At 73.7% G+C, this 26,512-nt stretch carries 19 protein-coding genes; 17 read left to right on the top strand and 2 right to left on the bottom strand.

Going from position 1 to position 26,512, the window contains the following annotated elements; all coding sequences use genetic code 11:
- Positions 1-48 precede the first annotated feature (48 nt).
- Complete coding sequence (locus ACIG5E_RS05325; RefSeq protein WP_396531581.1) at positions 49-2,775, top strand: YbhN family protein; 2,727 nt, start codon at positions 49-51, stop codon at positions 2,773-2,775.
- 47 nt (positions 2,776-2,822) lie between these two features.
- On the opposite strand, the gene ACIG5E_RS05320 is transcribed toward ACIG5E_RS05325, so the two are convergent.
- Positions 2,823-3,020, bottom strand: a complete 198-nt coding sequence (locus ACIG5E_RS05320; RefSeq protein WP_396531580.1) for a hypothetical protein — start codon at positions 3,018-3,020, stop codon at positions 2,823-2,825.
- Between the two features lie 198 nt (positions 3,021-3,218).
- Between ACIG5E_RS05320 and ACIG5E_RS05315 the strand changes: the two genes are divergently transcribed.
- The 16 genes from ACIG5E_RS05315 (at position 3,219) to ACIG5E_RS05240 (ending at position 19,303) form a co-directional block, all read left to right on the top strand.
- The gene (locus ACIG5E_RS05315) at positions 3,219-3,686 is read left to right on the top strand and encodes a carboxymuconolactone decarboxylase family protein (RefSeq protein ID WP_396531579.1); all 468 of its coding nucleotides are present in this window, start codon (positions 3,219-3,221) and stop codon (positions 3,684-3,686) included.
- Between the two features lie 179 nt (positions 3,687-3,865).
- Positions 3,866-4,510: a class I SAM-dependent methyltransferase gene (locus ACIG5E_RS05310; RefSeq protein ID WP_396531578.1), complete on the top strand. Its 645-nt coding sequence runs from the start codon at positions 3,866-3,868 to the stop codon at positions 4,508-4,510.
- Positions 4,507-5,082 carry a TrmH family RNA methyltransferase gene (locus ACIG5E_RS05305; protein WP_396531577.1) on the top strand — a complete coding sequence of 192 codons (576 nt, stop codon included), beginning with the start codon at positions 4,507-4,509 and terminating at the stop codon, positions 5,080-5,082. Before ACIG5E_RS05310 ends, ACIG5E_RS05305 begins: the two co-directional genes overlap by 4 nt.
- Before the next feature lie 188 nt (positions 5,083-5,270).
- Positions 5,271-6,167 carry an ABC transporter ATP-binding protein gene (locus tag ACIG5E_RS05300; protein ID WP_396531576.1) on the top strand — a complete coding sequence of 299 codons (897 nt, stop codon included), beginning with the start codon at positions 5,271-5,273 and terminating at the stop codon, positions 6,165-6,167.
- A complete protein-coding gene (locus ACIG5E_RS05295) occupies positions 6,161-7,792 on the top strand; it encodes an ABC transporter permease (protein ID WP_396531574.1) in 1,632 nt (543 codons plus the stop codon). Before ACIG5E_RS05300 ends, ACIG5E_RS05295 begins: the two co-directional genes overlap by 7 nt.
- A 121-nt stretch (positions 7,793-7,913) precedes the next feature.
- On the top strand, positions 7,914-8,846 hold the full coding sequence (locus ACIG5E_RS05290) for a 3-oxoacyl-[acyl-carrier-protein] synthase III C-terminal domain-containing protein (protein ID WP_396531573.1): 933 nt from the start codon (positions 7,914-7,916) through the stop codon (positions 8,844-8,846).
- A gap of 33 nt (positions 8,847-8,879) precedes the next feature.
- Entirely contained in the window at positions 8,880-10,295 is a 1,416-nt protein-coding gene (locus tag ACIG5E_RS05285; RefSeq protein WP_396531571.1) for an ATP-grasp domain-containing protein, read from the top strand.
- Positions 10,296-10,297: 2 nt separating this feature from the next.
- Entirely contained in the window at positions 10,298-11,581 is a 1,284-nt protein-coding gene (locus ACIG5E_RS05280) for a type III PLP-dependent enzyme (RefSeq protein ID WP_396531570.1), read from the top strand.
- 50 nt (positions 11,582-11,631) lie between these two features.
- A complete protein-coding gene (locus tag ACIG5E_RS05275; protein ID WP_396531569.1) occupies positions 11,632-11,895 on the top strand; it encodes an acyl carrier protein in 264 nt (87 codons plus the stop codon).
- A gap of 2 nt (positions 11,896-11,897) precedes the next feature.
- On the top strand, positions 11,898-12,779 hold the full coding sequence (locus tag ACIG5E_RS05270) for a hypothetical protein (protein ID WP_396531568.1): 882 nt from the start codon (positions 11,898-11,900) through the stop codon (positions 12,777-12,779).
- The gene (locus ACIG5E_RS05265; RefSeq protein WP_396531567.1) at positions 12,776-13,537 is read left to right on the top strand and encodes a hypothetical protein; all 762 of its coding nucleotides are present in this window, start codon (positions 12,776-12,778) and stop codon (positions 13,535-13,537) included. Before ACIG5E_RS05270 ends, ACIG5E_RS05265 begins: the two co-directional genes overlap by 4 nt.
- Positions 13,534-14,694 (top strand): acyl-CoA dehydrogenase family protein, encoded by a 1,161-nt coding sequence (locus ACIG5E_RS05260; RefSeq protein WP_396531566.1) that lies wholly within the window; start codon positions 13,534-13,536, stop codon positions 14,692-14,694. Before ACIG5E_RS05265 ends, ACIG5E_RS05260 begins: the two co-directional genes overlap by 4 nt.
- A 218-nt stretch (positions 14,695-14,912) precedes the next feature.
- Complete coding sequence (locus ACIG5E_RS05255) at positions 14,913-15,500, top strand: 4'-phosphopantetheinyl transferase family protein (RefSeq protein ID WP_396531565.1); 588 nt, start codon at positions 14,913-14,915, stop codon at positions 15,498-15,500.
- 155 nt (positions 15,501-15,655) lie between these two features.
- The gene (locus ACIG5E_RS05250) at positions 15,656-17,881 is read left to right on the top strand and encodes an MMPL family transporter (protein WP_396531564.1); all 2,226 of its coding nucleotides are present in this window, start codon (positions 15,656-15,658) and stop codon (positions 17,879-17,881) included.
- A 238-nt stretch (positions 17,882-18,119) separates the two neighbouring features.
- Positions 18,120-18,410: a helix-turn-helix transcriptional regulator gene (locus ACIG5E_RS05245; RefSeq protein WP_396531563.1), complete on the top strand. Its 291-nt coding sequence runs from the start codon at positions 18,120-18,122 to the stop codon at positions 18,408-18,410.
- Positions 18,411-18,544: 134 nt separating this feature from the next.
- Entirely contained in the window at positions 18,545-19,303 is a 759-nt protein-coding gene (locus ACIG5E_RS05240) for a BTAD domain-containing putative transcriptional regulator (protein WP_396531897.1), read from the top strand.
- Positions 19,304-19,340: 37 nt separating this feature from the next.
- On the opposite strand, the gene ACIG5E_RS05235 is transcribed toward ACIG5E_RS05240, so the two are convergent.
- Entirely contained in the window at positions 19,341-26,435 is a 7,095-nt protein-coding gene (locus tag ACIG5E_RS05235; RefSeq protein ID WP_396531562.1) for an amino acid adenylation domain-containing protein, read from the bottom strand.
- Positions 26,436-26,512 lie beyond the last annotated feature (77 nt).

Below are 26,512 nucleotides of genomic sequence, written 5' to 3'. Positions count from 1 at the left end.
GCCGGATCCCCGCTCCGTGCCCACGGGTGGCATGGGAGCATGCCACCCGTGGCGATCGTGACGGGGAGAACGAACGGCGACACCGGCGGGGGCGGCGGTACGGCCCCGGTCGGACGGCCGGATACCAGCGGGGGCATACCCGAGCAGCCGGGCAACGGCACAGGCGCACCCGGGCAGCCGGGCGGCGAGCGACGGCGGGCCCGACCGCTGTCCGACGCCGGCCGGATCCGGCAGCCCGTCGCCCTGATCCGGCTGCTCACCGGCCTGCTCGCGATCGCGCTCACCCTGCTGCTCGCCGACTACGCCCGGGCCACCACCGGGGGCTTCGCCGCCGACGTCGCGGAGGCCGCCACACTGGTGCCGCGGCCGCTGGCCGGCCTGGCCGGCGGGCTCACCACCGCCGCCGTCCTGCTGCTGCCCGTCGGGCTCGCCGTCCGCCGGCTGCTCGGCCCGGACCGGCGGCGCGCCCTCCAACAGGTCTCCGACGGCCTGCTCGCCGCCGTCACCGCCTACGGCGCCACCCTCGCCCTGGACCTGTGGGCCGACGACCTCGCCCCGACCTCGCTGCTCACCGCACTCACCCAGCGGCTGCCCGGCGACGTGCTCGGGCACACCGAACCGGTCTACGGCTACCTCGCACCGGTCCTCGCCTTCATGACCGCCTCCGGCAGCCGCGAACGGCGCCTGCCCTGGGCCGTCCTCGCACTCTCCGGCCTCGCCGGACTGGCCGGCGGGTACGCCACCCCCACCGCGCTGCTGCTCGGCCTGCTGATCGGCTGGACCGGCGCCCACGGCACCCTGTACGCCGTCGGCACCCCGGACCCGCGGCCGAGGCCCGGGGAAGTCCTGCGCGCCCTGCGGGACAGCGGGCTGCGGCCGATCGAGGCCACCCCCGCCGGACCGGACCGCTACCGGATCCGGCAGGCCGAGCAACAGCCCGACCTCGACGTCCAGCTCCTCGACCGGCAGGCCGTCACCGCCGCCGCCGTCCGACGCGCCTGGCGCCGCCTGCGACTGCGCACCGCCCCCCACCCCCGCGCACTGCGCTCACCGCGCACCGGGCTGGAACACGAGGCCCTGGTCACGTACGCGGCCCTCGCCGCCGGAGTGCGCACCCGTCGCATCGCCGCCACCGCGGGCCTCGGCCACGACACCGCCCTGATCGCGTACGAGCACCTGGCCGGACGCACGCTCGACCAGCTCGACGACGCGGAGATCACCGACGAACTCCTCACCGACGCCTGGGGCCAGCTCGCCCTGCTCCAGCGCCGCGAGATCGCCCACCGTGCCCTCGTCCCGTCCTCCCTGCTGGTCGACGACACCGGCGCGGTCCACCTGGTCGACTTCGCCGACGGCGACATCGCGGCGAGCGAACTCGTCCTGCGCTGCGACCTCGCCCAGCTCCTCACCACCCTCGCCCTCCGCGCCGGCGCCTCCCGTTCCGTCCGCACCGCCACCAGCGTCCTCGGCCCCGACCCCCTGGGCGCCGCCCTTCCCCTGCTCCAGCCGATAGCACTCGCCCGCACCACGCGCCAGTCGCTCAAGCGCGGCCAGGGCGGGAAGGCGGCGGCGGTCGCGGACCCGTCCACCTGCGGCGCGCCGGCGGCGGGGGCCGGGCCGGCCGCGGGAGGGGACGGCGGCTCGGGCAGCGCTGCCGTCCCCACCGGGTCGTACGCCACACCGCCGGTCAGCCCGCTCGGAGCCGACCGGGCGACGACGGCTCCGGCCGAGGAGACGGGCACCCCCGGCGAAGCCGACCCGGCCGGCGGGTTGCTGGAGGAGATCCGGGCGGAGGTGCTGCGCGGCCGTCCGGAGGTGGTGGGGCGGCCGGTGCGGCTGGAGCGGTTGCGGCCGCGGACGCTGCTGGCCGTGGTGGGCGGGGTGGTGGCCGGGTGGCTGCTGATCCCGCAGTTCTTCGCGGCCGAGGACAACCCGATCGCGGCCCTGGCGGACGCCGATCCGTGGTGGCTGGCGCTCGCGGTGGTGGCGGCGGGGCTGAGCCACGTAGCGGCGGGGATGGGGTTCGTCGGTTTCGTGCCGGAGCGGCTGAACTTCCGCAACGTGGTGCTGACGCAGCTGGCCGGGGCGTTCGTGAAGCTGGTGTCGCCCGGGGGCGTCGGCGGGATCGCGCTGAACACCCGGCTGCTGCAGCAGGCGAACGTCCCGACCGCGAAGGCGCTGTCCAGCGTCGGGGTGGGTCAGTTGATCGGGCTGGTGCTGCACCTGCTGCAGCTGGGGGCCTTCGTCTACCTGGTGGACGCGCAGCCGGGCGGTTCGGAGCTGGAGGCGCTGCCCGCCGTGGTCGTCGGGCTGGTGGTGGCCGCGGTGCTGCTGGCGGTGGTGTGGTCGATCCCGCCCGCCCGGCGGTGGCTGGCGGCGCGGCTGCGGCCGTTGACGGCCGAGGTGCTGCCGCGGTTGCTGGACCTGCTGCGCAACCCCGGGCGGCTGGCGGTGGGGGTGGCCGGACAGCTGCTGGTGTCGCTCTGCCTGATCGCCTGCCTGTACTGCTGCGCCCTGGCGATCGGCCGGGAGCCGTCCTTCGCCTCGGTGGCGGTGGTGTTCCTGGTGGGCAACGCGGCGGGCAACGCCGCGCCGACCCCGGGCGGGGCCGGCGCGGTGGACGGGGCGCTGGTGTTCGGGCTGCAGCAGACCGCGTCGATGGAGGAGGGCGGTGCGGTGGCGGCGGTGGCGCTGTTCCGGCTGCTGACGCTGATCCTGCCGGTGCTGCCGGGCTGGGCGGCGATGACCTGGCTGCAGCGCCGCAAGGCGCTGTAGAAGGCTGCGGGCCGCAAGGCGCTGTAGGAGGCTGCGGGCCGGGCGGTCTACTCGCGGTAGTCGTCCTCGTCGAGCTGGACGATCCGGTTCTGCTCGGCGGCGTCCGCGACGTCGGTGGCCGGGTCCGCGCCGAGGGCCCGGCGCTCGGCGACCTCGTCGTACTCGTCGCCGGTGGCCTCCTCCTCGTCGGGCTCGACGGTCTCGGCGGTCTCGTCGATCAGGTAGTCCTCGTGGTCCTGCGGCATGGTGTCCGTCCTCACTGTCGGGAGACTCCCAGGGCCCGGATGGCGTACTGGCAGTATCCGTCGCCGGGCGCGCGGACGCGACGCGCCGGGGCCGCTCCGGCGTGTTGTCCGGGCCGTATCGCCGTCCCGAATTGACCCGTGAATCCTGCTCGGAAATGACCCATGGCACGGGTGCATTCCACTCCTAGGGTCGTAGTCATGACGACGAACGAGATCACCACCGCCCCCGCCCGCCTCGACTACGCCCGCACCGTCCCCAAGGTGTTCCGCGCGATGATCGCCCTGGACGCCGCCGCCCGCGAGGGCCTGGACCCGGCGCTGGTCGAGCTGGTGCAGATGCGCACCTCGCAGCTGAACAACTGCGCGTACTGCCTGGACATGCACGCCAAGGACGCCCGCAAGGCCGGCGAGACCGACGAGCGCATCCACCTCCTGCCGGTCTGGCACGAGGCCCCGGACGGGGTGTACAGCGAGCGCGAGCGGGCCGCGCTGGCGGTGGCCGAGGAGATCGTGCGGATCGGCGGCGGGGTCTCGGACGCGGTGTACGCCCGGGCCGCCGAGCACTTCGCGGAGACGGAGCTGGCGCAGCTGATCTCGGTGTGCTTCACCATCAACACCTGGAACCGGATCAACATCGCCACCCGCAAGACCCGGGGCACGCGGTAACCGCGGCAGCCGGACCCGCCCGCCCCGGCCCCGGTGAGCCCCCGGCGGCCCCGGCGGGCCCGCGCCGCGGGGCCGTGCGGGACGCGCCGCAGGCCACCGGGGGTACGATCGGTGCCGTACCCAGGGCTTACCCACACCCACCCGGTGGCCCCGAGGCCCATACCAACGACGGGGAAACGATGTCCGGCTCGCACTACTTCTCCAGTGCACCCGAGGTCGCCAGCGAGCGCCGGCCGATCACGGTCTCACTGCCGGACCTGACCCTCGAACTGACCACCGACACCGGGGTGTTCTCACACGGTCGGCTCGACCCGGGCACCCGGATCCTGCTGGAGCACGCCCCGCAGCCGCGGGTGCGGGGCCCGATCCTGGACGTCGGCTGCGGCTACGGCCCGATCGCCCTGACCTGGGCGACCCGGCGCAAGCGGTTGCCGGTGTGGGCGGTGGACGTCAACGAGCGCGCGCTGGAGCTGGTCCGGCTGAACGCCGAGGCGCTGCGGCTGGGCAACGTCCAGGCCGCGCTGCCGGACGACGTCCCCGAGGACCTCAGGTTCGCCACCATCTACTCCAACCCGCCGATCCGGATCGGCAAGGCCGAGCTGCGCAGTCTGCTGACACGCTGGCTCGGCCGGCTGACCCCGGACGGCTCGGCGTTCCTCGTGGTGCAGAAGCACCTGGGCTCGGACTCGCTGCAGAAGTGGCTCAACGATCAGGGCTACCCGACCTCCCGGGTCACGTCGGTCAACGGGTTCCGGATTCTGGAAGCACGGCCCCGCCCGGATGCGGGCGAGGGCTCGAAGAGTGGACGGGGAACGACGTCGTGAAGCAGCTGCGCGGGACCGAACTGAAGCGACTGCACCGCTCGTGGCGGCGCAGCAACGAGTTCCGGCTCGCGATGATCCTGGAGAACCTGCAGTCGCCGTTCAACGTCGGCTCGGTGGTCCGGACCGGGGCGGCGATGGGCGCCGAGAAGCTGTACCTGATCGGGGACACCCCGTCGGTGCGCTCGACCGGTGCGCAGAAGGCCGCGATGGGCACCGACAAGTACCTGAAGGTGGAGCACTTCCCGACGGTCGCCGAGGCGGTCGCGGCCGCGAAGGCGGACGGCTTCAAGGTGGTCGGGCTGGAGCTGGCGGACGAGGCGGTGCCGATGTTCGCCGCCGAGCTGACCCCGGCGGTGGCCTTCGTGCTCGGGCACGAGGACCGCGGGATCACGCCCGAGGCGCTGGCGCTCTGCGACCAGGTGGTGTTCGTGCCGCAGCTGGGCCGGGTCGGCTCGCTGAACGTCTCGGCGGCCGCGACGGTGGCCTGCTACGAGGCGCGCCGCCAGGGGTACGCGCTCAGCGGCACCCCGGACGGGAGCGACGCCGGGGGCGACTTCGGCGACGAGGACTGACGCGGTCCGACCAGACCTGACCAGGTCCGGCCGGAGCTGCCCGAGCTCAACCGGACATGACATCGGATCAGATGACCTGAGGGGTGTGCCGAAAGGCCCACCCCTCAGGCGTTTTCCGCGTCGGAAGCCCTCGGATATCTGCCGAACGGCAGATGTGCGGAAGCGGCCCGGACGGAAGCATTTCGGTCGTGACCGAACTCCAGATCCTCGACCTCACCAAGGAGTACCGCGGCGGCAAGCGCGCCGTGGACTCCTTCACGCTGACGCTCCGGCCCGGCGTGCTCGGCCTGCTCGGTGCCAACGGCGCCGGCAAGTCGAGCCTGATGCGCATCCTGGCCACGGTCACCCGGCCCACCTCGGGGCGGGTGCTGTGGGAGGGGGTGGACATCGCTCGCCGGCCCGGGCCACTGCGCCGCACCGTCGGCTACCTGCCGCAGGACTTCGGCGTCTACCCGCAGCTCACCGCCCGCGAGTTCCTCGCCTACCTGGCCGCCGCCAAAGGACTGCGGCGGCGCCCCGCCCGGGCCCGGATCGAGGAACTGCTCGAACTGGTCAACCTCTCGGGCGCGGCCGGGCAGCGGCTGGGCGCGATGTCCGGCGGGATGCGCCAGCGGGTCGGCATAGCCCAGGCGCTGCTCAACGACCCGGCGCTGCTGATCGTGGACGAGCCGACGGTCGGGCTCGACCCGGAGGAGCGGCTCCGCTTCGGCAGCCTGCTGAGCGGGCTCGGCGCCGAGCGGATCGTCGTGCTCTCCACCCACATCGTCCCGGACGTGGCGGCCACCGCCGACCGGATCGCCGTGATGGGCGGCGGGCGGCTGCTGCACCACGGCAGCGCGGAGGAACTGCTGCGCAGCGCCGAGGACTCGGTCTGGGAGCTGACCGTCCCGGCCGACCGAATCCCGCTGCTGCGCTCGCGGTTCCTGCTCGGCGGCACCACCCGCACCCCGCAGGGCGTCCGGGCGCGCGTGCTGTCCCGGCACGCGCCCGCCGCCGAGGCGCGGCCGGTACCGCCCCGGTTGGAGGACGCGTACCTGCTGCTCACCTCCGACCGGGCCGCGACGGAGCAGGTGGCGGCATGGTGACGCGCATCGGGGCACTGGCCCTGGCCGACTTCCGGGAGCGCCGACGGCGGCCCGGTTACCTGGTCGTGCTGCTCGGCACGCTCGCGCTCGGGCTGCTGGCCGCGCCGGTGGGCGACTCCCGCTGGGAGGTGTTCCAGGTGACGGACCTGCACGGCCGCTACACCAGCGGCTACGTGGGGACGGTGACGGCGCTCGGCGGTGCGGTCTGGCTCTCCCTGGCGGGCTTCGGGATCGCCCGGGGCGCCATCGGGCGGGACGAGCAGAGCGGCGTCGGCCGGCTCCTCGCCGCCACCCCTTTGAGCCGGACCGGGTACCTGGCGGGCAAGTTCGTCAGCAACCTGATGCTGTTCGGCTCCATGCTGCTCGCACTGGCCGGGACGGCGCTCGCGGTGCAGCTGATCAAGGGCGACTCCGACCGGGTGGACGTGGTGCGGCTGCTGCTGCCGTACGTCCTGGTCACGCTGCCGCTGCTGGCGGCGGTCGCCGGGTGCGCGGTGCTCTTCGACACCGTGCCCGGGCTGCGCGGCGGGCTGGGGGCCGCGGTCTGGTTCGCGGTCTGGCTGGTCGTCGTACTGGGCGCGCAGGCCGGCGGCGGGCCGGACCTACTGGGCATGCGGCGGATCACCGCCTCGATCCGGGAGGTGCTCGCGGCCGGCGGGCGACCGGTCGACGGGGTGGAGTTCGGCGTGGGCCTGACGGCGGACAACCGGGTGCTCGGCACCTTCGACTGGCCCGGCCTCGGGCCGGGCGAGGCGTACGGACCGGCGGCGACGGGGGTGCTGCTGGTCAGTGCGGCGGCGGGGATCGCGCTGCTCGGGGCGCTGTGGTTCCGGCGCTTCGACGGGCCCCAGGCCCACCCGGGCGCCGGGTCAGACGGGGCCGCCCGTCCGGACCGTCCGGACCGTCCGGACCGTCCGGACGGTCCGGACGGTCCGGACGGTCCGGACGGTCCGGCCGCGGGCTCGGCGGCGTCCCCGGCCGACCCGGCGGGCTTCACCCCGGACCCGACCCGGCTGACCGCTCCCCGCCAGGGGCACATCGGGTCCGACGCGCTGCTCGGGGAGCTGCGGATCCTGGTGCGGGGGCAGCGGCTGTGGTGGGCCGGGGTGGCCGTGCTCGCGATGGCGGCGGCCGCCGTCACCCCGGACGGGCCGAGCCACGCGGTGCTGCCGTTCGCGATGCTCTGGCCGGTGCTGCTCTGGTCCCGGATGGGCCACCGAGCCGACGGCGGCAGCATCGACCAGCTGCTCGACGCCTGCCCGTCCCCGCTTCGCCGGGGGCTGGCCGGGCTGCTCGCCGGGACCGTCCCGGCGCTGGCGGTGGCGGCCGTACCTGCTCTGCGACTGGCTGGTGCCGGGCAGCCCCGGGCAGCGGCCGGGGCTCTTGCGGGTGCTCTGCTGATCCCCGCCCTGGCGCTGCTCTGCGGCAGCCTCACCCGCGGACCGCGGCTGTTCCAGACCGTCTACCCGCTGCTCTGGTACGGGATGATCAACCACGTCTCCGGGCTGGACTTCCTCGGCGTCTCCGGGGAGCGCGCCCCGGCCCCGCTCGCGGTCGCGGGCCTGGCCGCCGCACTCGCCGCGGCCGCCCTCGCCCTGGACGCGATACGCCACGCCGCCCGGTGACACGCCACCCGGTGAGCCGGGCAAAAAAAGAGGCGAGGTAGCGGCGATCGGGAGCGTCCGAGCCCCAGGCGGTCAGCGCAGCGTCAGCTGAGCGTCAGCGCCGCGCGCGACCGTAGTGGGCATGACGTCGATCACGGCGGTCGCTAGCTGCCTTCCCGACACCATCCCGATCGCCCGCTTCCAACAGGAACTCCAGCTGACGGACGTCCAGTTGCGGCGTTACCAGCGCTTCTACGGGCTCGCCGAGGTGTGCCGCGACCCGGCGGCCACCGAAACCGAGCTGCTGCTGCGCGCCGCGGCCAAGCTGGTCGAGCTCCGCGGCCAGGAACAGCGCGTCAAGTACGTCCTGCAGGCACGCACCATGCCCTCGCCGCTGCCGTACCCGATGACCTCGCTCGGGCCGCTCCAGGCCGAGCTCGGCCTGGAGCACGCCGCCGCGTTCGTCGTCTCGCACCACGCATGCGCCTCCGGGCTGCTCGCCGTGGACATGGCCGGCACACTGCTCGCCGCCGACCCGGACCCGGAGGCGCTCGCGCTGGTGGTGGCCGGGGAGAAGGCCTGCACCACCCACACCCAGTCCATCCCGGATGTCACCGTCATGGGTGAGGGCACCGCGGCCTTCCTGGTGAGCGCGGACCGCTCCGGCTCGGACCGGATGATCGGCTACGCGGCTCGCACGTACACCCGGTTCGGCGACGAGTTCATCATGAGCGAGAGCGCCGCCAAGGAGTTCCAGGACCTGTACGGGCCGGGCCTGTGCGAGGTGATCCACGCCGCCCTGGCCGAAGCCGCCTGCGGGCTGGACGAGTTGGCGCTGGTGCTGCCGCACAACGTCAACCGGCTGTCCTGGATCGGCGTCTGCAAGGAGCTCGGGCTGCCGCTCGACAAGGTCTTCCTGGACATGGTCGGCGAGTCCGGCCACTGCTTCTGCGCCGACCCCTTCATCAACCTGCAGAAGGCCACCGGGCTGGGCCGGCTGCAGCCCGGCGACCGCTACCTGATGACCAGCGTGGGGCTCGGGGCGACCTTCGCCGCCATGGTCTTCGAGCACTGAAGCCCTGACGGAACCTGCAGCACGCACACAAGAATGGACGAGGTCGACATGCACCTTCCCTCCGCCGGGTTCACCGCGCGGCTCAAGCGCGCGGTGACCGGATCCGCGGACACCCCGCTGGCGCTCCTGGGCAACTTCGAGGTGGAGAACCACTGGGCGCTCGGCGAGCCCGCACTGCCCCGGGTCGCCTCGCACGCGGGCAGCGCGGTGGTCAACCGGATGGACGAGTTCGCACTGCTGCTCGGCGGCAAGAACGACCACGTCGTGCTGAAGACCGCACTGGACCAGGGCTACCGCGGCTACCTGGAGGGCCTCGGCCTCGAACTGCCCACCGTGCACGTGGTGGCCGACCAGGACCCGCAGCGCACCGTCAGCGAGGACGCCCTCGCCGACCCCGCCCTGCTGCAGGCCCTCGCCGCCCTCACCGCCGAGGGGGCCCGGCTGACCGCGCACGGCATCTCCACCGTCGAGGAGGAGCTGTCCGCCCGCACCGGCCTGCCGCTGGGTGCGCCCTCCGCCGCGGTCTGCAAGCGGGTCAACAGCAAGGTGTACAGCCGCCGGCTCTCCGACGAGCTGGGCATCCGCCAGGCCCGCGGCTGGGCCTGTGAGACCCTGGAGGAGCTGGCCGAGGCGGTCGCCGCAGCCGGCGAACTGCTCGATGCCGGGCGCAAGGTGGTACTCAAGGACGCCTTCGGGGTGTCCGGCAAGGGCATCGTCGTACTGGACAGCGCGGCCCGGCTGGGTCGGTTGCACCGGATGGCCGTCCAAAAGGCCACCAAGGCCGAGGGCGGGGCACCGCGCACCGCGCTGGTGATCGAGGAATGGGTCGCCAAGCGCTGCGACCTCAACTACCAGTTCACCGTGGGCCAGGACGGCTCGGTGCACTTCGACTTCGTCAAGGAGCTGCTCACCGAGGGCGGCGTGCACAAGGGCCACCGCATCCCGGCCCGGCTCTCCGACCAGCAGGTCGCCCAGATCGCCGACACCGCGCTGCGGCTCGGCGCGCGGCTCGCCGCGGACGGCTACTACGGCGTGGTCGGCGTGGACGCGATGGTCGACCCTGACGAGGGCCTGTACCCGGTGATCGAGATCAACGCCCGCAACAACATGTCCACGTACCAGAACGTGGTGCACGAGGGCGGTCTGGCCGGGCCCGAGGACGTCGCAGTCGCCCGCCACTACCCGCTGCGGCTGACCCGTCCGCTGCCCTTCGCCGAGCTGGCCGAGGTGTTGGACGGGCTACTGCTGACCGGTCAGGGCGCGCGCCGGCGCGGCCTGTTCGTCAACAACTACGCCACGGTGAACGCCGCCGCGGCCGCCGCCACCAGCACCGAGAACGGCTTCGAGGGCCGGCTGTACGGCGTGCTGGTCGGCGCCTCCGACGAGGAGATCGCGGCGATCGACACCGACATCACCAGCCGCCTCGCGGCCTTCCCGGAACGGAGCTGAGCGTGAGCGTCGCATTCGAGGTGCAGGGCCTCGGGATCACCGAGCTGGCCGAGGAGTTCGGCACCCCGCTGTACCTGTACGACGGCGAGGAGATCACCACCCGCTTCCGGGGCCTGCGCGAGGCGCTGCACCCCGCGATGGAGGTCTTCTACTCGCTGAAGGCCAACCCCAACATCTCCATCTGCGCGCTGCTGCACAGCTGCGGCGCCCGCGCCGAGGTGTCCTCGCTGACCGAGCTGGTCACCGCCCGCCGGGCCGGGGTGCGCCCGCAGGACATCATCTTCCTGGGCCCGGGCAAGAGCCGCGCCGAGGTGGCGGCCTGTCTGGACGAGGACATCCACGCGATCGTCTGCGAGTCGGTCGAGGAGCTGGGCCTGATCGACGAGCTGGCCCGCGAGCGCGGCGTCACCGCGCGGGTCGCGCTGCGGGTCAACCCGAGCTTCCAGGTGAAGGGTTCGGGCCTGACCATGGGCGGCAAGCCGCGCCAGTTCGGCACCGACGAGGAGCTGCTGCTGGCCGAGGGCAAGGGCCTGGCCGCGCGCCACCCGAACCTGCGGCTGATGGGCATCCAGGTCTACCTGGGCACCCGGATCCTCTCCGAGGAGTCGGTGGTCGAGAACACCCGGCGGATCTTCGACCTGGCCGAGCGGCTCTCCGCCGAACTGGACTTCCCGCTGGAGACGGTGGACGTCGGCGGCGGCCTCGGCATCGCCTACTTCGACAACGAGAAGGACCTCGACGTCGCCGTGCTGGCCACCGGGCTCAACCCGCTGATCGAGGCCTTCGCCGAGCGGCACCCCGACACCCGGCTGATCATGGAGCTGGGCCGCTTCCTGGTCGCCGCGTCCGGCACCTACGTGACCCGGGTGCGCTACACCAAGACCTCGATGGGCGAGAACTTCGCGGTCACCGACGGCGGCACCAACCACCACATGGCGGCGGTCGGCATCGGCTCGTACGTCAAGCGCAACTTCCCGATGGCCGCGCTGGAGCGGCTGGACGAGCCGGCCACCGAGCCCTGGCACATCACCGGCCCGCTCTGCACGCCCAACGACGTGATCGGCAAGAAGGTGCCGATGCCGCCGTTGCGGCCCGGCGAGCTGATCGGCGTGCAGCGCTCCGGCGCGTACGGGCCGACCGCCTCGCCGGTGCACTTCCTGAGCCACGGCTACCCGGCCGAGGTTCTCGTCCTGGACGGGCGGGCGCACCTGGTCCGCGAGCGCGACGACGTGGACGTGATGCTCGCCCGCCAGCTGCTCCACCGGCCGACCACCCAGCAGAACTGACTCAGCACCGGCCGCCGATCGGCGGCCGGGACCAGAACGAGGAGCACGCCATGAGCGACACCGCGACCGATCCCAAGTACGTCGACGCCGTCCGCAAGGGCCTGTCGGAGGTCCTCAACAAGGACGTCTCCGGCGCCGGCGAGAACGTCCGCCTCTTCGACGAGCTCGGCCTGGACTCCAGCAGCGCGCTCGAACTGCTCATCACCATCGAGGAGATCCTCGACGTGCAGTTCGACGCCGACGAGCTGGACATGACCCACTTCGAGACGGTGGGCTCGCTGGCCGGCTTCGTCGCCGCGGAAGCGGGCGCCTGACCATGTTCCGCGCGACCGCGCCGGTCCGGCGCCCGCACCCGGCCGGTCCCGCGGCGCTGCCCCGGCTGGTCCGGGCGGCCGCGTACACCCCGCCGGGATCGGGCGACCCGTACCGGCCGGGGAGCGCCCCGGAGGAGTTCTACGACGAGCTCGGGGCGCTCTACGGGGCGTCCTTCGACCGCGAGCAGTTCGCCGCCTCGGGGCGGCACACCTCGGTGGAGCTGGCCCACGGCGCGCTGGACGCGCTGGGGCCGCTGAGCGCCGAGGAGTCCCCCGAGGTGGCGGTGGTCGCCTACGCCGCACCGGACTTCGACCACACCGAGCTGGTCGCCTCCGTCGTCAAGCGTCGGCTACCGGGCGGGCCACTCGCCTTCGCGGTGTCCGACCAGGGCGCCCTGGGCCCGTTCAGCGCGCTGCGGGTGGCCGTGGAGTACGCCCGGCGCTGCGGCTGGTCGCGGTTGCTGCTGCTGTTCGTGGACCAGGGCACCCAGCCGTTCCCGCTGCCCGCCGCGCCCTCCCCGGCCGCCGTCAGCGGCGATGCGGCCGTGGCGCTGCTGCTGCACTGGGACGGCGGGGACCGGCCGCTGGGCGGCCTGGCCCAAGGGCGGCCCGAACCGGACCTGTTCGCGCACTGGCCCGCGGACGCGGCCGTGGCGGCCGGGGCGGGCCTCGCCGACTGCCCTGAACTGCCACCGTACGGCGGCCCGTTGACCGAAGGGGCGACCGGTCGGCCGGCGACCGGCAGCTGGGCCGCGCTGCTCGACGTCGACGGCGTCAACGGCCTCGCCGCCGGCCACCGGCCGGTGGTCGTCGCCGACTATGACCGGGAACGCGACGTCCTGGCCTACTGCACGCTCCACACGGGGGAGTTGAGACACCGATGACCGTTCCGGCCGAGGTGCGGGAGCACTGGCGGGAGGCGAGGGCGAGCGCGCGCAGCGACGGCCTCGTCCCCGCGCTGACCCTGCTGTCCCGCGCGCTCTCCCCGGGCGCGCCGCCCTGCGGCCCGCGCGGACACGCCGTGGTGCCGCGCGAACTCCTCGACGAGTACGGCGACCTGGCTGAGACGGTCGACAGCACGCGGAACACCGGGGGACCGTCGGACGCGATGCCCGGCCTCGCCGTCCTGCGCCCCACCGCCACCGAGCGAACCTCGCCCGGCCCCGACCCGCACACCTGGGGCACGGGCCTGGCCTGGCTGCGGCTCGGGCACTCCGAGCGGCTGCGCGAGGCCTGTGTCGCCTACCTCGCCGCCCGCAAGGTCGAGGGCACCTCGCTGCTGCTCCAGCAGCTGGTCAAGGGCGCGCTCGCCGACGCCCTGATCGAGCAGCTGGAGATCGGGAGTGTCCTGGACGAGCTGGCCGAGGAGGCCCCGGACACCGAGGGTGCCGAGGGTGCCGAGGAACCCGACCTGCTCTCCCCCTCCCGCCCGCTGGACGCCCGCGCCCTCGCCCGGCTGCAGGCCCAGATCACCGAGGTCGACCGCGCCCTGCTGCGGCTGCTCGGCGCGTACGGGTTCACCTCCGAGGGCCCCGGCCGGGCCGCGTACGCCTCCGAGCTCCTCGCCGACGTCTACTGCGGCTGGCCCTGGCCGGCCGAGCACTCCGAGCACGACCGCGACAAGCACGAGGGGACCGTGTGAGAACCCTGCCAGGCCCGCTTCGGACCACCCACCGACACGTCCGGCAGTGGGCCGACGACCTGCGGGCGGGCGCCCTCGAACTGGATCGCGACCCGGACGCCGTCCACCGCTACCTGGACCTGCCCGCGGTCCGCTTCCTGGCCGGCCACCTGACGCCCCCGGAGTGGGACCGCGCGGGCACCGAGCTCGGCGCCGGCCCCGCGCACGGCCTGGCCACCCTGGAACGGGTCCTGGTGTGCGAGGAGCTGGCCCGCGGCGACGCCGGGATGATGCTCGGCTCCCCCGGAGCCTCGATGACCGGGGTGCTGCTGGGCGTGCTCGGCAGCCAGGCGCAGAAGGACTGGGTGTACGGCCGCCTGGCCGAGCGCCCGCGCTGGACCTGCTTCGCTCTCACCGAGCCGGACCGCGGCTCCGCGATCGGCGAGATGACCACCACGCTGACCCCGGTCGGCGACGGCTCGTACCTGCTGGACGGCGAGAAGCGCTACGTCGGCAACGCGGCCCGGGCCGACGTGGGCGCGGTCTTCGCCCGGGTCGCGGGCACCGAGCGGCTCGGCGTGCTGGCCGTCCTGGTGGACACCGCCGACCCCGGCTACCGGGCCGAGCCGCTGCCCACCCTGGGACTGCGCGGGGTGCAGCTGTGCCGGGTCACCTTCGACCGGGTGCGCGTCCCGGCCGAGCGGGTGCTCGGCGCCCACCTGCCGCCGACCCGGCGCGGGATGTGGGGCATCGTCTCGGTCTTCAACCGGCTGCGCCCGAGCGTCGCGGCGATCGCCCTCGGCATCGCCCGGGCCGCGCACGACTACATCGGCGAGAACCGCAAGGAACTGCGCGGCGCGGAACTGGACGCGTTCGAGGCTCTGGGCCAACGGATCGACGCAGCCCGGGAGTTGACCTACCGGGCGGCACTCGCGGTGGACCGCAGGCCGTCCGACGGGTACCTCGCCTCGGCGGCGAAGGCCCGGGCCTGCGAGGTGGCCGAAGAGGTCACCCTGCGCGCGCCCGGCTTCTTCGGCCCCGGCGCACGGCTGGACCACCCCCTGCTGGACAAACTCGCCCGGGACGCCCGGGGCGTGGAGTTCATGGAGGGGACCCGGAATATCCAGAAGCTCACCCTCTTCCAGGGACTGCACACCGGAAAGGTGGACCGGCTCTGAACGGGACGGGAGAACCGGTCGAGATATGGCGGATTCCCTTGTCCGGCGTGACTCATGCAAATCGGCCGAACCAAGCGATTCCAGCAGATCACGCCGGCCGGCCGGACACGTATGATCCGCGGATCCCGGCAGAGCTGGAGAAGCTGGAAAGACTGCTCGACGCGGACGAAAGGGCCCGCGCCGCCAGCGGCCGACTGCCCGGGCTGCGGCGCCGTTTCGTGATCGCGCACGCTGCGACCCGGATCCTGCTCGGTGAGCGGCTCGGCCGCCCGCCGGAAGGCCTGCGCTTCACCCGCGGCCGCTGGGGCAAGCCGGTGGTCGCGGACGCACCCGGTCTGCACTTCAGCCTGTCTCACTCCGGGGATCTGGCGCTGCTCGCGGTGGCCCCGCGCCCGGTCGGCGTGGACGTCGAACTGGTCCGCTCCGGCCGGGACGTCGACCGGGTCGCCCGACGCTTCTTCCCTCACCAGGAGCGGGAGTTGGTGGCTCGGGGCGGCCATCCGGCATTCGCCCGGCTGTGGACCAGGAAGGAGGCCTGCGTGAAGGCCGCGGGCGGCAGACTCACCGAGGGCATGGCCCTCCCGGTCGCCCACGCCGCCACCCACGCCACCGTGCACGCACCGGCCCCCGGCGGGCTCACCGGACCCTGGAGAGTCGCCGACCTGCCGCTGCCGGGGGAATCGGAGGAATACGCGGGGTCCGTCGCACTTCTCGGCGACGGACCCTTCAACGTATCCAGGGGCGTGTGGTATCCAATAGCACCCAGGGATTCCCATCCCGCCCCGCGCGAACAGGGTGTCAAGTAGAGGAAACTCCCCCTCCAAACGGCGAAGTTGTACCCGTGATCCGGTGGCGGATCGCCACTAGATTCTCCGGTACGAACACACACCGCACCGCACGGCCGAACGAGTGATTCGGCCCGTGCGCGGGTCCGGGCAATTCCGCCGAGGAGGAGGGGAACGTGATCGTGGAAGGCAGGAACGTGATCACCAGGGCGGCTCGGTGGAGCGCTGTCCACCCCTGGTGGGCGATCGCGCTCTGGGTGGCATTCGTGGTCGGCGCCCTGGCGCTCGGTGACCTCACCGGCACCCGGCAGGCGACCAACTCCGACCTCTCGATCGGCCAGTCCGGCCGGGCCGCCGCGATCGCCCGCAGCGGCGGCCTTCAGGAGCGGGCCGTGGAGAACCTCCTCATCAGCCCCTGGGGAGGCGGCCGGCTGGATCCCGCCCGCGCGCAGTCCGCCGTCGAGGACGCCACCCGGAACCTGCGCGCCCTCGGGGGCGTCGCCGTGATCGGCGAGCCGCAGCCCGCCCCGGACGGTTCCGCCCTGCGCGTCCCGGTCACCCTCGACGGGGACCCGGAGACCGCCGCCGGCCGGGTGCAGCCCCTGCTCGACAGCGTCGCCAACTCCCAGCAGGGGCACAGCGACTTACGGATGGAGCTGGTCGGCGCCGGCTCGATCAGGGCCGGTCTCAACGACATGCTGAGCAAGGACCTCCGCAAGGCGACCGTGCTCAGCCTGCCGGTCACCCTGCTGGTGATGCTCTTCGTCTTCGGCGCGATCGTCGCCGCGAGCGTCCCGGTGGTGCTCGGCCTCTCCTCGGTGCTGGCCGGCCTCGGGTTGTGGGGGGTCGCCTCGCAGGTCATCCCCGACCCGGGGCCGGTGACCCAGTTCATGGTCCTGATGGGCATGGCGATCGGCGTCGACTACTCACTCTTCTACCTCAAGCGCCAGCGCGAGGAACGGGCGCTCGGCGCCAACAACATCGACGCGATCGAGATCGCGGCAGCCACCTCCGGGCGCTCGGTGCTGGTCTCCGGCGTGGTGGTGCTGATCTCGATGGGCGCGCTCTACCTCGCCGGGCACGTCGCCTTCGAGTCGATGGCCACCGGCGCGGTGATCGTGGTCTCGATCGCCATCATCTCCTCGCTGACCGTACTGCCGGCCATGCTGTCCCGGTTCGGCCGCTACCTGGACTCCCCCCGGGTCCCGCTGGTGTGGCGGCTCACCCAGATGGGCGGGGTCAAGCCCCGGCTCTGGTCGACCATGCTCAAGCCCTCGCTGCGCCACCCGGTGATCGCCCTGGTGGCCTCGGTCGGGGCGCTGCTGGTGCTCGCGCTGCCCGCGCTCGGGCTCAAGCTCAAGGCCACCGGGATCGACGACCTCCCCCGGTCGATCCCCGCGATGCAGTCCTACGAGCGGCTGACCCACTCCTTCCCGAGCCAGTCCGACACCCACACGGTGGCCGTGAAGGTCCCGCCCGGCCGGTCCGCGCAGCTGGACACGGCGGTGCAGGACCTGGTCCGGCGCGCGATGGAGGATGACCTCTTCGTCCACGACCCGGAGCCGGTGGTGCAGACCTCGGCGGACGGCACGGTCGCCACCGTGGCGATCGGCACCCGGTTCGACAGCGGCTCGTCGGAGGCTCGCGCCTCACTGGCCCGGCTGCGCGAGGACCTCGCCCCGCAGACCCTCGGCACGGTCGAGGGCGCCCAGTTCGCGGTCGGCGGCAGCGACGTGGCCTATGACGTGGACTACCGCGCGAACGTGATGGACAAGATGCCCTGGGTGCTCGGGGTGGCGCTGGCGCTGACCTTCCTGGTGATGGCGATCGCCTTCCGCTCGGTGATCCTCGCGCTGATCACGGTGGTGCTCAACCTGCTCTCCACGGCGGCCTCCTTCGGCCTGCTCGCGCTGATCTTCCAGCACACGTGGGCCGAGGGCCTGCTGCACTTCGAGTCCACCGGCCGAGTGGTGGCCTGGCTGCCGCTGATGCTCTTCGTGATCCTGCTGGGGCTCTCGATGGACTACCACGTCTTCGTGGTCAGCCGGATCCGGGAGGCCGCCCGGGGCGGGCTGTCGCTGCGGGAGGCGGTCGAGCAGGGCATCACCCGCACCGCCGGGGTGGTCACCAGCGCGGCGGTGGTGATGGTCTGTGTGTTCGCGCTGCTCGCCTCGCTCAACTACATCGAGATGAAGCAGATGGGCGTGGGCATGGCCTGCGCGGTACTGCTGGACGCGACGGCGATCCGGATCGTGGCCCTGCCGGCCATGATCACCCTGCTCGGCTGGAAGACCTGGTGGCCCTCCCGGCTGGCCCATCAGTCCGCCCGCCGGGCCCCGCGGATGCCCGCCATCGTGGCCGCGGCGGCGGCGTCCGCGGCGGCCCGCACGACTCTTCCGTAGCACCCGCGACCACCGGCAGAACGGCCGGGGAGGGCCTCTCGCCCTCCCCGGCCGCTTGTGTGTGTACAGCATCGTCCGCCTGCCGCAACAAGGCGATTGACGTCGCCCTGCCCACGGTGGTTTGTTACTGGAGTTGTAGAATCGCAAGCGTGTTCGTCGCCGCGCGAGCAGCCTCCCAGGCCGGGAGGGCGCGACCGCGACGGGACGCACCACGGAGTCGGGGGACGGGTGTGGTGGGATGCACGGTGACGGCGGCTTCGCCTCAGCGCGCTGGCGCGATGAACTCGCCCGGGTGGGAACACTCTCGGGGCGGGAGCGGCAGGTCTTCGACCTGATCGGGGCGGGGCACTCCAACCGCGGCATCGCCGATCGGCTGCACGTGACGGAGCGTACCGTGAAGGCCCACGTCGCCAGTATCCTGGCGAAGTTGGGGGTCGAGTCACGGCTCCAGGCAGGCCTGGTGGCACAGGTCCATCAACTCATGTACGAAGGTACATGGCCGGACGAGCCACGGGTGTCCGATACTTGATCAGCGTGGATGATACCCGGGCCTCCCCTATTTCAGTCCCCTTCGAACAAGTCGACCGCTGATGTCGGTGGCGCCCAGAGGACTCAACGGAGAAGCTTGCGGCTGGAGTTCACCGCTAGGAACGGGGGAATTTGGTGTACATCTCCATATTAGGGCCACTGCTGATGGGGGACGGTCAACGCACCGTCGGTCTACGCGCGAAGAAGAACCGCGTGATGCTCACCATGCTGGCGCTGAACGCCGGCCAGGTGGTCGCCTTCGACGAGCTGATCGACGAGCTGTGGGGGGAGGCGCCGTTGAAGAACGCGCGCAACGCCCTGCAGGCCAATGTCAAGCGCATGCGGAAATCCTTGACCGAGCTCGGTCTGGAAAGACCGGACCAGGAACTCATCAGAACAGTTGACAACGGGTACATGCTGGAAATCCCGGAGCAGGCGGTCGACGCGTACCGCTTCCTGCGGACGGCGGAGAAGGGCGCGGGGCTGGTCGAACACCGGCCGCACGAAGCGATGGACACCCTCCGGTCGGCGCTGGCAATGTGGCGCGGACCGGCCCTGCTCGACACCAGTGACGGGCCGTGGTGCCGGGCCGTCGCACTGCGGCTGGACGAGCAGCGCAAGACCGCCCGCGAGGACCTGATCGCGGCGCAGTTGCAGGCCGGCGAGGCGGGCGCGGTGGTCGCCGAGTTGAAGCAGCTGCTCGCCCAGTACCCCGAACGGGAGCGGTTCAGCGAGCAGTTGATGATCGCGCTGTACCGTTGCGGCCGCCAGTCGGAGGCCGTGGACATCTTCCACCGCACCCGCAAGTGGCTGGACCACGAGCTGGGGCTCAAACCGAGCCGCCGGCTCCACCACCTGTACCAGGCGATCCTGATGCAGGACCCCTCCCTGTGACCCCGGGGCGAGGGCAGCTCGCCCCGGGGCTGGGGACCTAACGGAGGCGGCGCAGGGCGGCATCGGTGATCGCACCGATCCGTCCGGCCGCCTCCTTGCCGAGCATCTCCTCGTGCCCGCAGGGCACCCGGTGCACCGTCAGCCGCCCATCCAGGTGCGCCTGCCAGCGGTCGAAGGGGTCGGAGAGGCCGGCGGATTCGACGGACTCGGCACCCCGCTGCTGCTCCTCGGCGACGAAGAGCAGCAGCGGCCCGTCGAACCGGCCCGGGGTGAACTCCCGGGCGATGTCGGTGTGGTGGCGCATCACTGTCATCAGCCGGGCGAGCTCCGCCGCGTCGATGCCGGTCCCGGCGGCGTGGTGGGTGAGGAAGGCGGTGCGGATCTCCTCGTCGGTGGGGTTCGGGTCGCCCGGGTGCACCGGATGGACGTCCAGCGCCGCCAGGAAGGCCACCCGCTCGCCCGCCTCCCGGAGCTGGACGGCGATCTCGTGCGCGACCAGCCCGCCGAAGGACCAGCCCAGCAGGTGGTACGGGCCGTTCGGCTGCACCCGCCGGATCCGCTCCAGGTAGGTCGCGGCGAGCTCCCGCACCCCAACCGGCTTGCGCCACTGCCCGGCGGGGGCCGCGATGCCGTCGGACTGCAGCGCGTAGACCGGCCGCTCCGGGTCCAGGTGCGGGGCCAGCTCGGCGTACGGCAGGCCGAAGCCGACGCCGCCGTGCACGCAGAACAGCGGCTCGGCGCTGCCGCCGGGCCGGATCGGCAGCACCGGTTCCAGCATGGCCGCCGGGAGCCCCGCGCCCTCGGCCGGCCGGGGCACCGACGGCCGGGCGGCCGCGGCCAGCGCCGCCACCGTCTTGTGGGTGAACACATCGGCCAGCGAGAGGACGAGCCCGGCCTTGGCGGCCCGGCTGACGATCTGCACCGAGCGAAGGCTGTCACCGCCGAGCTCGAAGAAGTCACCCTCGGCGTCGACCTGCTCGAGCCCTAGCACCTCCCCGAAGACGGCCGCGATGGCCTCCTCGGCGGGAGTGCGCGGCGGCTGCACCGGGCCCTGCGCGGCAGCGGGGACCGCCCCCGGCTCCGGCAGGGCGCGGTCGTCGACCTTGCCGTTGGCGGTGAGCGGCAGCGCGGGCAGCGTCACCAGGGTGGCCGGCACCATGTGCGCGGGCAGCGACTCGCCGAGGAAGGCGCGCAGCACCGGCACGTCGACGGCGGCCACCCCGGGCAGCGGCACCACGTACCCGACCAGCTGCGGGACACCGGTCGGGGTGGGGCGGACCCGCACCGCGGCCTGGACCACCACCGGGTGGCGGGCCAGCGCGGCCTCGATCTCGCCCGGCTCGATCCGGAAGCCGCGCAGCTTCACCTGGCGGTCGGCCCGGCCGACGTAGTCCAGCGTGCCGTCCGCGCGCCGGCGGACCAGGTCCCCGGTGCGGTACATCCGGGTGCCGGGCGGGCCGTACGGGTCGGCGACGAAGCGCTCGGCGGTGGTCACCGGCCGGCCCAGGTAGCCGTGGGCGAGGCCGGCCCCGGCCACGTAGAGCTCGCCGGTGACGCCGACCGGCGCCAGGGCGAGCGCCGCGTCCAGCACGTACGTACGGTGACCCGCCAGCGGGCGGCCGATCGGCGGCCGGCCGGCGCCGGGGCGCAGCGGCTCGCTCCAGGTGGCGCAGACCGAGGTCTCGGTCGGGCCGTAGGCATTGCGGAACTCGACCTGCCCAGCGAAGCGGTCGACCAGCGCGGGCGGGCAGGCCTCGCCGCCGACCACCAGCATCAGGTCGGCGGGCAGCGGTACGGACTCGGGCAGGCCGGCCGCGACGGACGGCGGCAGGATCGCGTGATTGACCCGGTGCTCGACGATCATCGCGGCCAGCTGCTCCCCGGACAACCGGCTCTCGTCGGTGGCGAACACCATGGTGCCGCCGGCGAACAGCGAGGAGCACAGTTCCCACACGGTGGCGTCGAAGCTGAACGAGGCGAATTGCAGCAGCCGGCTGCCGGGCCCCGCCCCGAGCCGCGCCCGCTGGTCGGCGACCAGGTTGGCCGCCCCCGCGTGCGGCACCGCGACGCCCTTGGGGCGGCCGGTGGAGCCCGAGGTGTAGATGACATACGCGGTGTCCTGCGGGGTCAGCGGCCGGGTGCGGTCGGCGTCACCGGGGTCGGTGTCCCGGCTCCCGGCCAGCTCGGCGACCGTCTCCGGGGCGTCCAGGAGCAGCGGGTCGACGCCCTCGGGCAGCCCGGGCAGGTCGATGTCGGCGGCGGTGAGCACCTGGGCGGGCTTCGCGTCGCCGAACATGTGGGCGATCCGCTCGGCCGGGTACTGCGGGTCCACCGGCAGGTAGGCTGCGCCGGTCTTGAGCACCGCGAGCAGCGCGATCACCAGCTGCGGGGAGCGCGGCAGGGCGAGCGCCACCAGGTCGCCTGGGCCGACCCGGCGGGCCAGCAGCAGATGGGCGAGCCGGTTGGCGCGGGCGTTCAGTTCCCCGTGGTCCATACGGAGCGTGCCCGGCCCGGCCGGGACGGCGTCGGGGGCGACCAGCGCGGGGTGCTCCGGGGCCTCGGCGGCGACGCGTTCCAGCAGCGCCGGCAGGGTGGTGGCGCTCGATGGGGCGGCCGGGCCGCTCGACTCCGCCAGCAGGGCGCGCCGCTCCCCGGCGGTGAGCAGGTCCAGGGCGCTGAGCGGGGCGTCCGGGGTGCGGGCGGCGGACTCCAGCAGGGTGGCCAGCGAGCGGGCCAGCCGGGCCGCCGTGTCGGCGGTGAACAGGTCCTTGCGGTACTCCAGCAGGATCTCCAGCCCGGCCGGGGTGCCGTCCGCCGCCGTGCGCTCGCGGACCTGGAAGGACAGGTCGAACTTGGCCGTGGTGCTGCGGATCGGCAGCACCACGGCCGTCAGGCCCGGCATCGCGGGCAGCGGCTCGGTTGCGTTCTCGAAGGCCAGCACCACCTGGAACAGCGGTTGGCGGCCCATCGAGCGGACCGGGTTGAGCTCCTCGACCAGGTGCTCGAAGGGCAGTTCGGCGTGCGCGTAGGCGGTCAGGTCGGTCTCCCGGACCCGCCCGAGCAGTTCGCGGAAGGCCGGATCGCCGGAGGTGTCGGTGCGCAGCACCAGGGTGTTGACGAAGAACCCGACCAGCTCGCGGACGGCCTCGTCGGTGCGCCCGGCCACCGGGCTGCCGAGCGGGATGTCGGTACCGGCGCCGAGCCGGGTGAGCAGGGCGGCCAGGCCGGCCTGGACAGCCATGAACAGGCTGGCGCCGCCCTCGCGGGCCAGTTCGACGAGCCGGGCGTGCGCCTCGGCGGGCAGTTCGCAGGCCACGTCGCCGCCCTGGTGCCCGGCCCGGGCCGGGCGCGGGAAGTCGGTGGGCAGCTCCAGCTCCTCCGGGATGCCCGCCAGCGCCTCGCGCCAGTGGGCGACTTCGGCGGCGGCCAGGCTGTCCGGGTCGTCCTTGGCACCGAGCAGGGCGCGCTGCCAGAGCGCGTGGTCGGCGTACTGCACCGGCAGTGGCCGCCAGTCGGGCGCGCGGCCCTCGGCCCGGGCCTGGTAGGCGGTGGCCAGGTCGCGGGCGAGCGGGCCGAGCGACCAGCCGTCGGCGGCGATGTGGTGCACGGTCAGCGCCAGTGCGTGGTCCTCCGGGCCGAAGGCGAACAGCCGGGCCCGCAGCGGGACGTGGGCGGAGAGCGTGAAGGGGCGGGCGGCCTCGGCGGCCAGCGCGCTCTCGAGTTCCTGGGCGGGCAGATCCACCAACTCCAGCCGGGCACCGGCCTGCTCCGCCTCGGCGGCGGTCAGCACCAGCTGCGAGGGCAGCCCGTCGGCCTCGGCGAACACGGTGCGCAGGCTCTCGTGCCGCTCCACCACGTCCCCGACGGCGGCGGCCAGCGCGGCGCGGTCCAGCGGGCCGGTCAGGCGGACGGCCAGCGGGATGTTGTAGGTGCCGGTCGGGTCGTCCATCTTGTCCAGGAACCAGAGCCGCTCCTGGGCGTACGACAGCGGCACGGTGGCGGGCCGCTCGGAGGCGGCTCGCAGCGCGGGCCGGGCGGGCGCGGCCTCCGACGGCTCCAGGGCTCGGGCCAGCGCCTCGGCCGTCCGGGCGTCGAACAGCGCCCGCACCGGGACGTCCGCACCGAGCTCGGCGCGCAGCCGGTTGACCACCCGGGTCGCGGACAGCGAGTGCCCGCCGAGCGCGAAGAAGTCGTCGTCCGCGCCGACCCGATCCAGCCCGAGGGCCTCGGCGAAGACCGCGCAGAGCAGCTCCTCCCGCTCCCCCGCCGGCGCGCGCCCGGTGCCCGCCCGCTCGTCCGGCGGGGCGGGCAGGGCCTTGCGGTCGACCTTGCCGTTGGGGGTCAGCGGCAGGTCGTCCAAGGGAACGTACACGGCAGGGATCATGTGCGTGGGCAGCACCGATGACGCCCGCTCCCGCAATCGGTCGCGGTCGATCCCTGCCGGTACGACATAGGCGACCAGGCGGGCGTCCCCCGCTTGGTCGGCGCGGGCCGTGACGACGGCCCGCCGGACGCCGGGCTGCGCGGCCAGCACCGACTCGATCTCGCCCAGCTCGATCCGGTAGCCGCGGATCTTGACCTGGAAGTCGCTGCGCCCGGCGTACTCCAGCGCTTCCCCGGCCGGGTCCCAGCGGACGATGTCGCCGGTGCGGTACATCCGGGTGCCGGGCGGGCCGTACGGGTCGGCGACGAAGCGCTCGGCGGTCAGGCCGGGGCGGCCCAGGTAGCCGCGGGCCAGGCCGCTGCCGGCCAGGTAGAGGTCCCCGAAGGTGCCGTCCGGGACGGGGCGCAGCGCGCCGTCCAGCACGTAGGCCCGGGTGTTGGCGATCGGGCCGCCGATCGGCGGCGGGCCGGGCCGGTCGGTCAAGGCGGCGGCGGTGGACCAGATGGTGGTCTCGGTCGGGCCGTACACGTTGGCCACCGCGGCGCAGTGGGCGGTGAGGGTGCGGGCCAGCGGCTCGGGCAGCGCCTCGCCGCCGACCAGTGCGCGCAGGCCGGCCAGCCGCGGGGCGTGGTCGGCGGCCAGCGACTGCCACAGGCTCGGGGTGGCCTGCAGCACGGTGGCGCCGAGGCCGGTGATCGCCTCGGCCAGGGCGGCCGGATCGCGGACGGTCTCCCTGTCGGCGACCAGGAGTTCGGCGCCGGTGGCGAGCGGGACGAACAGCTCGAGGTTGGCGATGTCGAAGCCGAAGGTGGTGACGGCGAGCAGCCGGTCGGCCGGGGTCACGGCAAAGCGCTCAGCCATGTCCCGGACCAGGTTGACCAGCGCGCCGTGCGGCACCACGACGCCCTTGGGGCGGCCGGTGGAGCCCGAGGTGTAGATGACGTACGCGGGGTGGTCGCCGCTCGGCGCCTCAGCCGCGCCCGGCCCGGGCCCGGAGGGGAGGCCGCCCGGCTCGTCCAGGACCCACAACTCGTCCTTCCCGCCCAGTAGTTCGCGGACCCTGCGATGCGTGAGGGTGACCACCGGGGCGGCGTCGGCGAGCATGTAGCGCAGCCGGTCGACCGGGTAGTCCGGGTCCAGCGGCAGGTAGGCGGCGCCGGACTTGAGGACGGCCAGCGCGGCCACCACGAGGTCGCAGGAGCGGTCCAGGGCGATCGCCACCACCTGCTCCGGGCCCGCCCCGGCGGCCGTCAGCCGCTGCGCCAACTCATCGGCGCGGGCGTGCAGTTCGCGGTAGCTGAGGCGCTCCCCGCCGCACCGTACGGCGGGCGCGTCCGGGGTGCGGGCGGCCTGCGCGGCCAGCAGCGGGGCGAGCCAGGGGCCGAGCGGCGCGGTGGCGGTGTCGTTGCGGTCCTCGACGATCCGGGCCCGCTCCACCTCGTCCAGGACGTCCAGGCGGCCACAGGGCTGGTCAGGTGCGGCCACGGCGGCGGCCAGCAGCCGGGCGAAGCGCCGTCCGATCAGCTCGGCCTCGGCCCGGCCGACCAGCGTGGGCACGTGGTTGACGGCGAGGCCGAACGGGGCTCCGGGGAAGACGGTGAGGGTGACCGGGAAGTGGGTGGCCGAGCGGATGTCGACGGCGGTCACCCGGGGGCCGTCGCCGGGGTCGAGCTGCAGGCTGCCCATCGGGTAGTTCTGGAACATCAGCGCGGTGTCGAAGAGTTCGCCGCGCACGGCGGTGAGCTGTTGCACCTCGGCCAGGGTCAGGTGCTCGTGCGGCAGCAGCTCGGCCTGGGCGCGCTGGATGGCGGCGAACAGCGCGGCCGGGGTGTGCGCCGGGTCGACGTCCACCCGGACCGGCAGGGTGTTGGCGAACAGGCCCACCATCCGCTCGACGTCCGGGATCTGGGCCGGGCGACCGGAGCTGACCGCGCCGAACAGCACGGTGTCCTGGCCGGTCAGCCGGGACAGCAGCAGCGCCCAGCAGCCCTGCACCACCGCGTTGACGGTCAGGCCGCGCTCCCGGGCGAAGCCGGTCAGCGCGGCGGACACCTCGGGGTCGAGGTCCAGCGGGACGGACCGCGGCAGCGTGCCCGCGCCCTCGGCCTCGGCGCGGCCGGGCGGCACCAGCCGGGTCGGCTCGGTCACCCCGGCCAGCGCAGCGCTCCAGGCCGTACGGGCGGCCGCCTTGTCCTGCGCACCGAGCCAGGCCAGGTGGGCGTGGTAGCGGGCCGGCTGTCCTTCCGACGCCTCGGCCGTCCCCCGGGCCAGTTCGGCGAGCAGGGTGACCATCGACCAGCCGTCCAGCAGGATGTGGTGGACGGTCCACACCAGCCGGCACCGCCCGTCCCCGGCGCGGGCCAGGGTGAGCCGGTGCAGCGGCGGGCGGGCGAGGTCGAAGCGGCGCAGCCGGTCCTCCTCGGCCAGCCGGTCAAACTCGGCCCCGGCGTCCTCCGCCGCCACCGCGACCTCGCGCCAGGGCAGCGCGACGGCGGTGGGGATCACCTGGAGCGCCTCGCCGTTCTTGCGGTGTCGGAAGCAGGCCTTGAGGTTGGGGTGCCGCTCCAGCAGCTCGCCCGCCGCGGTGCGCAGCGCGGCCGCCTCGGTGTCGGTCAGCTCCTCGAAGTCGAGCACCAGCTGAATGGTGTAGACGTCCGTGCCCTCGCGGTCGTACTCGGAGAGAAAGAGCAGCCCCTGTTGCAGTGGCGAGAGCGGAAGGACTTCACTGATGGCGGACGGCCGATTCAAACCGGGCTCCTCACGGAAGGCCTGCACGATGCGGTGCAAGTGCGGTGCACGTACGGAATAACAAACGTTTTCCGATC

It is taken from the genome of Kitasatospora sp. NPDC053057 (genome assembly GCF_044546945.1).
Classification (GTDB): Bacteria; Actinomycetota; Actinomycetes; order Streptomycetales; family Streptomycetaceae; genus Kitasatospora.
Note: the sequence above shows the minus strand (reverse complement) of the source record. Positions and strands in the feature narration are given on the sequence as shown.